This window comes from Heyndrickxia shackletonii (assembly GCF_001420715.1).
GTDB classification, from domain to species: Bacteria; Bacillota; Bacilli; order Bacillales; family Bacillaceae_C; genus Margalitia; species Margalitia shackletonii.
Genome location: NZ_LJJC01000004.1, coordinates 1,893,458 through 1,905,940 on the forward strand (window position 1 = coordinate 1,893,458; position 12,483 = coordinate 1,905,940).

12 protein-coding genes are annotated in these 12,483 nt (G+C 37.5%); 8 read left to right on the plus strand and 4 right to left on the minus strand.

The window, feature by feature from the left end; genetic code table 11:
• The first annotated feature begins 236 nt into the window (after positions 1 to 236).
• Both AN964_RS08945 and AN964_RS08950 read left to right on the plus strand, forming a co-directional pair.
• Positions 237 to 716, plus strand: coding sequence for a chemotaxis protein CheW (locus tag AN964_RS08945; RefSeq protein WP_055739344.1), 480 nt, complete (start codon positions 237 to 239; stop codon positions 714 to 716).
• Positions 717 to 751: 35 nt separating this feature from the next.
• The gene (locus AN964_RS08950; protein WP_055739345.1) at positions 752 to 1,987 is read left to right on the plus strand and encodes a DNA polymerase IV; all 1,236 of its coding nucleotides are present in this window, start codon (positions 752 to 754) and stop codon (positions 1,985 to 1,987) included.
• Here AN964_RS08950 and AN964_RS08955 read toward each other — a convergent pair.
• A complete protein-coding gene (locus AN964_RS08955; protein WP_055739346.1) occupies positions 1,984 to 2,433 on the minus strand; it encodes a YueI family protein in 450 nt (149 codons plus the stop codon). The two genes, AN964_RS08950 and AN964_RS08955, sit on opposite strands and share 4 nt — an antisense overlap.
• A gap of 122 nt (positions 2,434 to 2,555) precedes the next feature.
• Positions 2,556 to 4,064, minus strand: a complete 1,509-nt coding sequence (zwf, locus tag AN964_RS08960) for a glucose-6-phosphate dehydrogenase (RefSeq protein WP_055739347.1) — start codon at positions 4,062 to 4,064, stop codon at positions 2,556 to 2,558.
• A gap of 353 nt (positions 4,065 to 4,417) precedes the next feature.
• Between zwf and rnz the strand changes: the two genes are divergently transcribed.
• Positions 4,418 to 5,344, plus strand: coding sequence for a ribonuclease Z (gene rnz / locus AN964_RS08965; protein ID WP_055739348.1), 927 nt, complete (start codon positions 4,418 to 4,420; stop codon positions 5,342 to 5,344).
• A gap of 51 nt (positions 5,345 to 5,395) precedes the next feature.
• Here rnz and namA read toward each other — a convergent pair whose 3' ends face one another.
• Together namA and proC are read right to left on the minus strand one after the other, a co-directional pair.
• Positions 5,396 to 6,418 (minus strand): NADPH dehydrogenase NamA, encoded by a 1,023-nt coding sequence (namA, locus tag AN964_RS08970; RefSeq protein ID WP_055739349.1) that lies wholly within the window; start codon positions 6,416 to 6,418, stop codon positions 5,396 to 5,398.
• Positions 6,419 to 6,498: 80 nt separating this feature from the next.
• Positions 6,499 to 7,314 (minus strand): pyrroline-5-carboxylate reductase, encoded by an 816-nt coding sequence (gene proC, locus AN964_RS08975; protein ID WP_055739350.1) that lies wholly within the window; start codon positions 7,312 to 7,314, stop codon positions 6,499 to 6,501.
• 447 nt (positions 7,315 to 7,761) lie between these two features.
• Between proC and AN964_RS08980 the strand changes: the two genes are divergently transcribed.
• The 5 genes from AN964_RS08980 to AN964_RS09000 all read left to right on the plus strand — a co-directional run bounded on the left by AN964_RS08980 (position 7,762) and on the right by AN964_RS09000 (position 12,314).
• Complete coding sequence (locus tag AN964_RS08980; RefSeq protein ID WP_055739351.1) at positions 7,762 to 8,727, plus strand: MBL fold metallo-hydrolase; 966 nt, start codon at positions 7,762 to 7,764, stop codon at positions 8,725 to 8,727.
• Positions 8,728 to 8,894: 167 nt separating this feature from the next.
• Positions 8,895 to 9,692 carry an SDR family NAD(P)-dependent oxidoreductase gene (locus AN964_RS08985; RefSeq protein ID WP_055739352.1) on the plus strand — a complete coding sequence of 266 codons (798 nt, stop codon included), beginning with the start codon at positions 8,895 to 8,897 and terminating at the stop codon, positions 9,690 to 9,692.
• A gap of 190 nt (positions 9,693 to 9,882) precedes the next feature.
• Positions 9,883 to 10,116 carry a FeoA family protein gene (locus tag AN964_RS08990; RefSeq protein ID WP_055739353.1) on the plus strand — a complete coding sequence of 78 codons (234 nt, stop codon included), beginning with the start codon at positions 9,883 to 9,885 and terminating at the stop codon, positions 10,114 to 10,116.
• Complete coding sequence (gene feoB, locus AN964_RS08995; RefSeq protein WP_055739354.1) at positions 10,113 to 12,122, plus strand: ferrous iron transport protein B; 2,010 nt, start codon at positions 10,113 to 10,115, stop codon at positions 12,120 to 12,122. The genes AN964_RS08990 and feoB overlap by 4 nt, the downstream gene beginning before the upstream one ends.
• A gap of 12 nt (positions 12,123 to 12,134) precedes the next feature.
• Positions 12,135 to 12,314: a FeoB-associated Cys-rich membrane protein gene (locus AN964_RS09000; protein WP_055739355.1), complete on the plus strand. Its 180-nt coding sequence runs from the start codon at positions 12,135 to 12,137 to the stop codon at positions 12,312 to 12,314.
• Positions 12,315 to 12,483: the final 169 nt, after the last annotated feature.

The following is a 12,483-nucleotide window of genomic DNA, read 5'->3' on the forward strand; positions in this document are numbered from 1 at the left end:
AGATAAAGGAAACACAGTGAGGTAGTTCACGAACAAGTGAAAATAGCACTTCCATTTTCAATTGTTGTTGACTTATCGTAGGGAGGAGACGGAGAAATCCGCTAGCCGATATCTGCTTACGCTAGACAGTAACCTAGACTATTTTAGCTTTATATAAAAAAAGTAAATATACTTTCCGAAAAATTGAAAAACTTGAGCAGACTTTTAAAAGTCTGCTCTTTTAGGAGGAATACTTTTTGTCACTCAGCAGTAAAGCAGTCATTTTTTTAGTTGGAAATGAAGAATATGGAATACCAGTGGAATTTGTTGTTTCAATAGAGAAAAATGAAGGAGTAACAACTATTCCGCAATTACCAACATTCGTAAAGGGGATTGTAAAGTCTCGTGGAGAACTGATTCCTGTGATTGATTTTGAAATGGTTCTTTATCAAAGACCGATGGAAGAAAATGATGATGTAAGAATGATTGTGTTAAACACCGATGAGTTATCAATTGGATTACTTGTGAAGGAAGCAAAGGAGATTCTTGACATTGCTAACGAATCATTGCAGCAAATAGGATTACTTGCATATTCAAAAACCGCTTATTTTACGAGTGTTGCCAATCTTGAAGAACGTCTTATCACGATGATCGATCCAAATATACTTCTTTCTTCCCTAGAAGGTATAAAGGAAATTAAAGAATATATGAAGGAATATTCACAAGAAGTAATTTGAGAATTAAGTAGTCTTGCTTTAGGAAGTGTCTAAGTATGAACCAATATTATCCTAAAAATGGTAGAGTCATTCTTCATGTTGATATGAATAGTTTTTTTGCAGCGGTTGAAATGGCCCATGATTCTTCCTTAAAGGGGAAACCGCTAGCTATTGCAGGGAATCCCGAGGAGAGAAAAGGAATTGTCGTTACATGCAGCTACGAGGCAAGAAAATTCGGTGTAAAAACGACAATGACTGTATGGGAAGCTAAAAAACTATGCCCGCAATTAATTATTTTGCGGCCAAATTTTCACCGGTATCGTGAAGCCTCATCTGCCATGTTTTCTATTTTACGGCAATATTCCAATCTGGTGGAGCCGGTATCTATTGATGAAGGATATATTGATATTACAGATAGCAGTGAATACGGCACTCCAATAGAGATTGCAGAAAAAATTCAAAAACAGTTAATACAGGAATTAGACTTGCCATGCAGTATTGGAATTGCACCAAATAAGTTTTTAGCAAAGATGGCCTCAGATATGAAAAAGCCGCTTGGAATAACCATTTTGCGAAAAAGGGATGTTCCGGAAAAACTTTGGCCCTTGCCATTGATTGAAATGCATGGAATTGGAAAAAAAACAGCTGAAAAATTATCGTCCGAAGGCATTGAAAAAATACATGATTTAGCAAAGGCGAACGATATTAGGTTACGCCATCTACTAGGTATAAGAGGATTGCAATTAAAGGAAAGGGCTAATGGCGAAGATAAGAGAAAGGTTGATCCTGAATCCGCTAATGATTATAAAAGTGTGGGAAGCTCGTTAACATTGCCTAAAGATATTGCTAACCAGCACGAGTTGTTAGCATATTTAAAAAAATTATCGGAAGAGACTTCAAATAGATTAAAAAAGAAAGAATATTATGCGACAAATGTTTCTATTTCCATTCGCTATAAAAATCGGCAAACGATAACTCGCAGTAGAAAATTACAAAATCCAATCAATAAAGCAGAGGATGTTTATGCAGCTGCTAAGGATTTGTTTTTAAAGCATTGGAATGGAAACCCTGTAAGACTATTAGGGGTGACTGGACAGGATTTAGTAGAACAGCATCAAGCTGTGGAACAATTAGATTTATTTTCTTATGAAAAGGAAGCAAAGAAGGAACCCCTTTATAATGCGATGGAAATGCTTCGTGAAAAGTTTGGGGAACATGCCGTAACGAAAGGGGTTTCCCTGAAAGGGAGAACACATCAACCTACTCCCAAAAATGATAACGAACCAACTTAGCTTTTTTTCTTAAATTTACTTTTTAGGGAGGACCACAAACCTTCCTTTTTTTTATTTTCGACCTCTGAGGTGATTTTCGTTTTTTGGATAAAAATATCTTCTTTATCAATAGCATAATCATATGCTAATACTAAGCCAATATTTGTTGAGCTTGTATGATTGGTAACGATGGAAAATGACATTCCGTTTGATTTAGCGATTTGAATGTATTTGGAAATGGCGGAATAATTCAAGTCTCCATTTACCAATAAAGTCGCTGTCGGATGCTGTTTGATAAAATGATCTACTTCGGGATAGACATCCTTTTCCATTACCTGGCTTTTCGTTAGAGCTACAACAATCCTCTCTCTAAATGTTCCTAAAAACTTCTTTTTTTCTGCAGGCTTTATCTGTTTTTCACCGTACAAGCCTTTTTCCAAATAATCTTCAAGGCTAGGGTTTCTCAAGAGAATGTACCTCCTAAATTTTTGTTCCTTACTCTATACAAAATAAGCTTTAAAGGAAAAATTGGTTCCTAATTTGCTAAAAAAGACCCCATCAACATGAGGTCTTTTTTTTTTAGCACACATTAACAATTATCAATATCTAAATTTGATACCGGCCACCAGAAATAACCGTCATTTTCAAGAAGCTCATCTGCTTCTTTTGGTCCCATTGTACCGGATGCATAATTAGGAAATTCTGTTTGCTCTTTACTTTCCCAAACCTCGGAAATTTTATCAACGAAATTCCATGATAAGGCCACTTCATCCCAATGGGCAAAGTTTGTTGCATCGCCGCGCAGGCAATCATCCAAAAGCTTTTCATATGCTTCCGGCGTATTAATGCCGTGTGTACTTGTATTGGAAAAGTTTAATTTAACAGGGGTTGTTTCCATATGCTGTCCTGATTTTTTGGCATTAAGATGCAGTGTAATGCCTTCTTCTGGCTGAATATGAATAACCAACAGATTTGGTGCCAACTGCTGCTGCTGCTCTGTATTGTAATACAAATTCATCGGTATATCTTTAAATTGAATCACAATTTTAGTAGATTTTGTTTCCATTCTCTTTCCTGTTCGTATATAGAATGGAACTCCTGCCCATCTGAAATTATCGATCATTAATTTTCCTGCAACAAATGTTTCTGTATTGGAAGCTGGGTCAACATTTAATTCATCCCGGTAAGCCGGTACATCTTGACCATCAATTTGCCCAGCGCCGTATTGGCCGCGAACAAAATATTCCTTTACATGTTCGCCTTCTATTGGACGGAGCGCACGAAATACTCGGACCTTTTCACTGCGAATTTCATCTGTGGATAATTTAATCGGCGGTTCCATTGCAAGTAGTGCCACCATCTGCAGCATATGGTTTTGAACCATATCACGCAGTGCACCGCTTTTTTCATAATATCTTGCCCGTTCTTCTACACCGAGAATCTCACTGGATGTGATTTGAATATTGGAGATATAACGATTATTCCATAGCGGCTCAAATAAAGCATTCGCAAAACGAATTACTTCTATATTTTGCACCATTGCTTTCCCTAAATAATGATCGATACGATAGATTTCTTCCTCATTAAAAGCCTTTCTAATTTGGGTATTTAGAGCTTTTGCAGACTCTAAATCATGTCCAAAAGGTTTTTCAATGACTAATCGTTTGAATCCAGATGTATCATTTAAACCATCTGTTTGTAAATGTTCGGCAATCGTACCGAAAAATTCAGGTGCCATTGCTAAATAAAAAATTCGATTTCCATTTAATGAATATTGCTCATCAAGCTGATTAGCTAATTGTTTTAATTCTATGTATGATTCTGTATTTGTTACATCATGTGCCTGATAGTAGAAATGTGAAACAAACTCATCAATATTTTCGCAATTACCGATAGACGTTAGAACAGAATCCTTCACATTTTCTTTTAATTCTTCGTGTGTCCATGGGCGCCTTGCTGTTCCAATTACAGCAAAATTATTGCCTAATCTCCCTTTTTGGTATAAATGGTAAAGGGATGGGAAAAGTTTACGTTTAGCTAAATCGCCGGTTGCACCAAAAATCATGATTAATGACGATGGAGTTTCATTTGATTTCATAATGGTAATACCTCTCCTTTTCATGTTTCTACTCTATAGGATGCCAAAAATTCGCATTTATACTAAATAAAAAAGTCCCTACAAGTTCATAATTCTATCGCTAGCACGCATGAATAGCAATATATTTGCTACTCAACTTTAAAAATAGGAATTGCTTCTATTATTATGGTATTATTTAGAAAAGCTATGTAGCTTTCGTAGACGAAACCCTTATAAACATCCGGGTTTTAAATGTATAGCTTTTTTAAGAAAGGAATGAAACTAAGTCTATTTAAGGTTATAACACGATTTACAAATAGCAACAAACGATACGAAAACAGTCTATAGAAAAGAAGTGATGGGAGGGCTAATGTTTGGAATTATTGTTTTTAGGGACTGGTGCTGGAATCCCTGCTAAACTCAGAAATGTTACTTCCATTGCCTTGAAATTATTGGAAGAGCGAAAAACAGTATGGTTATTCGATTGCGGGGAAGCAACCCAACACCAAATTTTACATACAGCTTTAAAACCTCGAAGGATTGAAAAAATTTTTATTACCCATTTACATGGAGACCATATTTTTGGCCTGCCGGGATTACTGGGGAGCCGTTCATTTCAAAGCGGAGACACAGAATTAACCATATATGGTCCTAAAGGATTGCGTCAATTTATTGTTGTATCCTTGCAAATTAGCGATACACATCTGCAATACCCTCTTAAAATTGTCGAGATAGAAGATGGTGTTATTTTTGAAGATGATCAATTTATAGTAGAGGCTGCAAAACTGGATCATGCAGTAGAATCATTTGGTTATCGTATTATTGAGAAGGACAAGCCTGGTACTTTAAATGCTAAGAAGCTGCAAGAAGAGGGGGTACCACCTGGACCTATTTATGCAAAATTGAAAAAAGGTGAATCGGTTGAATTGGAAAACAATAAGATTATTCATGGAGGTGATTACCTCGGTCCAACAATCAAAGGAAGAATAATAACTATTTTAGGGGATACTCGAACATGTGAAAATGCAGTAAAACTAGCTTCTAATGCAGATATTCTTGTACATGAATCTACCTTTTCAGCAGATAGCGAGGAAATGGCGTATGAATATTTTCATTCTACTACATCACAAGCTGCCAAAACGGCAAAACGGGCGGATGTAAATGTCTTGTGTTTAACACATATTAGCTCTAGATATGGCTTGGAAGATTCAAAACAACTTGTCAAAGAAGCAAAGAGTATTTTCCCAAACACATATATTGCCCATGATTTTTTTGAAATAGAGATTCCCACTCGTAAGTAGAGTAGGTAGTTATCAAAAGACCTTTGCATAAGCAAAGGTCTTTTGTGATTATTATATATTCCAGCCTCGTTCGTATTGTACGGGAGCTTTGATTTCCACTCCAAGTTCTTTTGCTGCAGTTCGCGGCCAATATGGATCTCTTAATAATTCGCGCGCAATAATGATTAAATCAGCACGTTCATTTTGTAAAATTTCTTCCGCATGCTTTGCAGATGTAATAAGGCCTACTGCACCCGTATCAATATTGGATTCATGCTTAATAGCTTCTGCATATTTTACTTGGTAACCAGGATAAACATTGATTCTGGCAGGTACAAGTGCCCCAGAGCTTACATCAATTAAATCAACATCCTGTTCCTTCATCCACCCGCACATTTGTACATAATCGTCAATGTTAAGTCCTTCTGGATGATAGTCATTTGCAGATACACGAACCAATAATGGACCATCCCATACCGTTTTCACTGCATCGATTACCTCTTTTAAGAAACGGTAGCGATTTTCCAAGGATCCGCCATATTCATCATTACGATGATTGGAAAGCGGAGAGAGAAACTCGTTAATTAGATAACCATGTGCACCATGAAGCTCGATAACGTCAAAGCCAGCTTTTTTCGCACGCACAGCAGCTTGTTTAAATGCTTCGATTGTATCTTTAATATCCGCCAAGGTCATTTCCTTAGGGGTTTTCATTTTTTCATTGAAAGCAATTGCGGAAGGTGCGATGATTTCCTGATCAAGCTCAGCTTTTCTTCCCGCATGTGCGATCTGAATTCCCGCTGCAGCCCCATGCTCTTTTAGCATTCCTACTAAATTCGTAAGTCCCTCAATATGATCATCACTCCAAATTCCTAAATCCTGCGGTGAAATTCTGCCTTGCGGAGTGACGGCTGTTGCTTCTAGGATGATTAAGCCAACCTGACCGACTGCACGAGCTGTATAATGTGTATAATGCCAATCTGTTACTTTTCCGTCTTCTTTATAACAAGAATACATGCACATTGGAGACATGACGATTCGATTTTTAAGTGTCACATTTTTCAGTTTATATGGTTCAAATAATTTTACTGTCAATAAAATATACCTCCTTTTTTTTGAATATGTTTATTATATCAACCCTCCCTTTTGTATAAAAGAAACTTGCTTACAATTCTTTAGCTGCTTTGTTGCTTCGAAAGGCGTTTTGATTGCAATGTAGCTTCTTTAATACAGTTCACAAGGGCATCCTTTACTTTGTGTTGATCCAGAACACGGATTCCCGCCTCTGTGGTTCCGCCAGGACTTGTGACAGCGATTCTTAATTTCTCCGCCTTCTCTTTAGAATGATTTAGCATTTCCGCTGCACCTAAAAGGGTTTGAACAATGAGCTTCTTTGCTAATTCAGATTCTAAACCAATTTCCTTTGCACTGTTTTCCATTGCTTCAACGATGTAGTATATGTAAGCTGGTCCGCTTCCGGACAACCCGGTAACCGCATCGAGTTTTTCTTCTTCTACTATCATCGTCATTCCAATAGCCGATAATAGGGAAAGTGTTAATTCTAAGTGGTCGTTGTTAACCAACGAATTTTTTGCGATAGCGGTTGCTGACTGACCAATCGCCGCGGATGTATTTGGCATTGCTCTAATAATAGGTGCATGTATGTTTAATATGTTCTCGATGGTTGCAATTGATACTCCTGCAATAACAGAAATAATGAGAGTTTCTGGTTGCATGAAGAGGCTTATTTTCTGCAGGACTTCTTTTGCATCCTTCGGCTTTACAGCTAACACAACTATATTTGTTTGATGGAATAGATCTCTCAGATCGTAAGTTGTTTGCACACCATATTTTTGCTGCAAATGATGGAGCTTTGTATTTTCGGAGCGATTCGTGACGTAAATTTGACCGCTTTCTACAACATTATTGCTTATCAATCCGCTAATCATTGCTTCAGCCATGGATCCTGCACCTATAAAAGATATTTTCATCACTCATTCCTCCCCAAGATTTTTCTAAAGACAAAAAACCCTTCATCCAAAGGACGAAGGGTAAATTTTTTCGCGGTACCACCTTAATTTGAATGCACTTGGCATTCATCTTTGGGTCGTTAACGCCGAGATACGTATTGGTTTTCCAATCAGCTCGCAAGGTAGGTTCGAGTGAAAAAGGGGATGATGAAGTCTTCCAGCCAATGAACTTCATTCTCTTTCATCATTTTTCATCTAATAGCCTTGGTCACAGCTAGTTTTAAAGATTAAATTATTATAGATTATGCTAAAGAAACTGCTTGTCTGTCAATACCTTTTTTAAAATTTTCTGGCTATTCTATATCGATATAATGACAATCCATGATGAAAAGACTACAATATAAATATTAATTCCTTAAATAATAGGTCACTGATTATATAAATATGATGAGGGTTGGAGGGAACCATATGGTATCGTGGGATAAGAATATTTCGAAAATAACTGTACCTACACCTTTTCCGGTGGGAGACGTGAATATGTATCTAATCAAAGGGGATGCTTTAACATTAATAGATGCAGGGGTGAAAACAAAGGGAGCATGGGACAGCTTTATCTTTCAGCTTTCTCAATTAGGCTATACACCTGAGGATATTGAGCAAGTTGTTTTAACCCATCATCATCCAGATCATGTCGGCTTCTTAGATTGGCTGCCGGAGGATATAAAAATATTCGGACATCCATATTGTGTTCCTTGGTTAAAGGAAGATGAGCAATTCTTTGCTGATCATGACCAGTTTTATTTTCAACTTTTTCAGGAATTTGGTATTGAAGGTGATTTTCCGGTTCTTTTGAAAAAATGGAAAGCGCCATTAAAATTTGGAGCATATCGCCCTGTTACAGACACTATTCAGGAGAATTATCGAATCCCTGGACATACGGATTGGACTGTACTGGAGACACCAGGTCATGCACAAAGTCATTTGTCTTTTTATCAGGAAAAGGATGGCATCTTAATTGCGGGGGACCATGTGTTGGCAACGATTTCTTCGAATCCTTTATTGGAACCTCCATTGGTTGCTGGTGAAGAGCGTCCGAAGCCACAATTACAATATAATGCATCGTTAAAAAAATTATTAGAGTACAATATTACGGCGACTTATACTGGTCATGGAGCGGATGTAGCAAAAGTTCATCCGCTAATTGAACGCCGAATACAAAGACAGTATGATCGTGCAATGCAAGTAAAAGAAATGTTAAAGGAAAGTCCTTTGTCTACATATGAAATTTGTAAGAAGCTATTTCCTGCTGTCTACCAAAAAGAACTTGGATTGACATTATCTGAAACAACTGCTCAGCTTGACTTTCTATTATCTATTGATGAAATTCAAAAAAGGATAGATGAAAAAGGAGTTGCCTATTTTTCAATACGTTAACGGGTCATGTCGCCTTGTGCTTCATGTTCAGGATAGTCTTCGTTACGAATAAAACCCGTTTGCTAGTACTGATAATGCTGTATAATCTACTAATTAGGGAAAACAATTAAGGAAAATGCGAAAGGAAATCTCTTTTAGGAGTCCGTCTATAATAATTGGAGGTAAATATGTTTAATGAAAGATTAAAAGGGAAGACCGTTGTCATCACAGGGGCATCCGGCGGTCTTGGTGAGCAAATAGCGTTTGCAGCTGCAAAAAACGGTGCCAATGTCGTGTTGCTTGCCCGGAATCTCGAAAAACTGGAAACTATTAAGAAAACCATTGAAACAACGTCTTCTATAAAATGTATTATTGAAAAGCTTGATGTCTCCGTTGTGGAAGATATCCCGAGCGTTTTCAAAAAAATATATGATGAAGTTGGTCCCATAGATGTACTAATTAACAATGCAGGGTACGGTATTTTTGATGAAGCACATGAAGCAACTCTTAAGGATATTCAAGGAATGTTTAACGTAAACGTAATCGGATTAATAGCTTGTACGAAAGAAGTCCTCACCTTTATGAGAAATAGACAATCCGGTCACATTATCAATATCGCCTCTCAAGCTGGAAAACTGGCAACACCAAAATCCAGTGCATATGCTGCAACAAAACATGCCGTTATTGGATTTTCCAACAGTCTGCGCATGGAATTAGCGCCATACAATGTATTTGTTACAACCGTTAATCCTGGACCAATAGCAACCGGTTTTTTTGATATAGCAGACAAATCAGGATCATACATTAAAAATATTGAACGGTATATGCTGAACCCGGAAAAATTAGCGGATATAATTGTGCAAAGCATTTTTACAAAAAGAAGAGAAATCAATTTGCCGCGTTGGATGAACGCAGGCAGTATTCTTTATTCATTATTTCCACGTCTTGTTGAAAAGGTAGGGGGAAAAGCATTTTATAAAAAGTAAGGGTGAAGTTGTCTGAACCGATTGTTTTCGGTTCTTTTTTCATTTAAGGAAGGGGAATTGTGAACGATTGATAAAAATTCTCATTTCCAATGCATTTTTTTATTCCTTATTGCCCAGGTTCGTGATAAAATAAATTTAGTAAATGAGAAGATTTATCATTCTCAATTAATATTAGAACGGAGAAATGATCATGGCGACTTTATTAGAATTACTTGAAGGCAAAGCAGGAAGTATTTCTGATCTTTCTCAAGTTGATGAGACATTAAAACACCGTTTACTCCATGTAGGCGTTTTTGAAGGTTGTCCAATAAAATTAAAATGTTTAATGCCTTTTGGTGGGCCTTGTATGGTGGAATGCCAAGGCCAATTAATTGGGATTCGTCGAGACGATGCGAAAAAAATTAAGGTTGAGTGTGAATCATGATTACTGCACTAGTTGGAAATCCGAACACCGGAAAAACATCTTTATTTAATCATTTAACTGGTTCCTATGAGTACGTGGGAAACTGGAGCGGTGTTACGGTTGAGAAAAAAGTAGGAAGATTGAAGGAAATAAAAGGCGATCTTATTGATTTGCCAGGTGTTTATTCTCTCTATCCATTTTCAAAAGACGAATCTGTTGTTATTCAATTTTTCCTAAACGAACAATTTGAAAATATTATTAATATTGTCGATGCATCACAGCTTGAAAGAAATTTACAACTTACTATTCAGCTCCTTGAATTTGGGAGTCCCGTTATTATCGGTTTGAATATGATCGATGTCGCTGAAAGAAGGGGCATTCACATTGATGCGGCAACGCTTTCTAGAAAGCTGGGTATCCCCGTTGTCCCGATTACTGCAAGAAGCGGGAAAGGTTGTCATGAGCTCACACTGCAGCTTACAGCCATTAAGGATGTAAAAAGTAACATTCCAAATATACAATATGGTGATGCAATCGAAACTGGAGTTACGAAAATCACCAATATATTAAAAGATAAAGAGTTGCATCTTCCCGCTCGTTGGCTTGCCCTCCAGGTTTTGGAAGGGAATCCCGATGCTCGCACATACATAGAGCGGTGGGTGTCTAAAGAGATTTTAACCCAGATTATCGATTCGGTGGAAGGTGAAGTTAAGGAAACGACTTCCTTCTCATCCGCTTCAAGACTGATCTTTGAAAAACGTCGAATCTGGATTGAACAAGTTATTCAAGATAGTATTAATACACAGGTCGAACAGAAAAAGAATTGGACGGATCGTATCGATAAAATTGTTACGAATCGCTGGTTAGGAATCCCTATCTTTTTAGCCTTTATGTTTCTTATGTTTACGGTTACTTTTGATTGGATTGGGACGCCATTATCTGATTTGCTGGATTCCTTTATTTCAGGTTCGTTAAGCAATTGGATTGATGCAGGATTAAAGGCCGTTGGTGCCAGTTCATTTATTCAAGCTCTTGTTCTCGATGGAATCGTAGCAGGGGTTGGCGGTGTTCTTGTTTTCGTTCCGCAAATCTTTGTGTTGTTTCTGTTTATTTCACTCCTCGAGGATTCGGGTTATATGGCTAGAGCGGCGCTTGTCATGGACCGTGTGTTAGAAAAGGTAGGATTGAATGGAAAAGCATTTATTCCTATGGTAATCGGTTTTGGATGTAATGTTCCCGGTGTTATGGCTGCGAGAACGATTGAACAGCCGAAAGAGCGATTATTAACGGTTCTATTAACTCCATTAATGTCTTGTTCAGCAAGATTATCGATCTATGCTTTGTTTGTTGGTGCCTTTTTTCAAAAACATCAAGCTATTATCGTCTTTTCATTATATGTTTTAGGTATTGTCGTGGCGCTTGTACTAGCGAAGCTTTTTTCAAAAGTGCTAATGAAAAATGAACCTTCCATGTTTGTCATTGAGCTGCCTCCTTACCGTGTTCCACATGCTTTAACATTATGGAGAAGCACATGGGATAAAGGAAAAGGCTTTGTTCGAAAGGCAGGTACCTTTATCTTTGGCGGGTCTGTTGTGATTTGGCTTTTATCGTATTTTGGACCGGGAGGCATGGGAGTAGATTTGGACCATAGCTTTTTAGCAATCGTTGGCGGTTGGTTTGCTCCACTATTAGCTCCCCTTGGATTCGGAATTTGGCAGGCAGGTGCTGCTTTAATTACAGGATTTTTAGCAAAAGAAGTGGTTGTTTCGACGATGGGGATTATTTACCATACGCCAGACTCAACAGCTCTTCAAGGGTTATTGTCGCATTATTTCACACCTTTATCAGCTTACAGCTTCTTAGTTTTTGTTTTGCTTTATATTCCATGTGTAGCGACGGTGGCAGCGATTCGAAATGAATCCTCTTCATGGAAATGGACGCTGTTTAGCATTGGTTATGCGCTTGTTATTGCATATGCTCTATCGTTGATTATTTACCATGGTGGAAAGTTCATTCTCGGAATATAAGGAGTGATACGAATGTTGGCAAGTATTATTATTGGGGTACTTATTTTCGGATATGCTGCCTTTACATTGTATAAATTTATGAAGAAGAGTAAGCAAGGTGCCTGTGCCCATTGCTCTTTAAAAAATAACTGTCAATCAGCCTGTAACACGGTGTTAAAAGATAAAAAAGTAAACCCCTTTTCAATTAAATAGTTTTTTGCTTAGTGGAGAATTCAGCCTAAATCGCATTGCGATTTAGGCTTTTTAGCATAATGTGAAAATGAGCGGACATACGTTCCGTTATGTGTGACAAAAGTGGTGGTTTCCGTTTTTATCGGACATACGTTCCGTTATTTAGCTGAAAGGTGGCTAATTTAGTGCG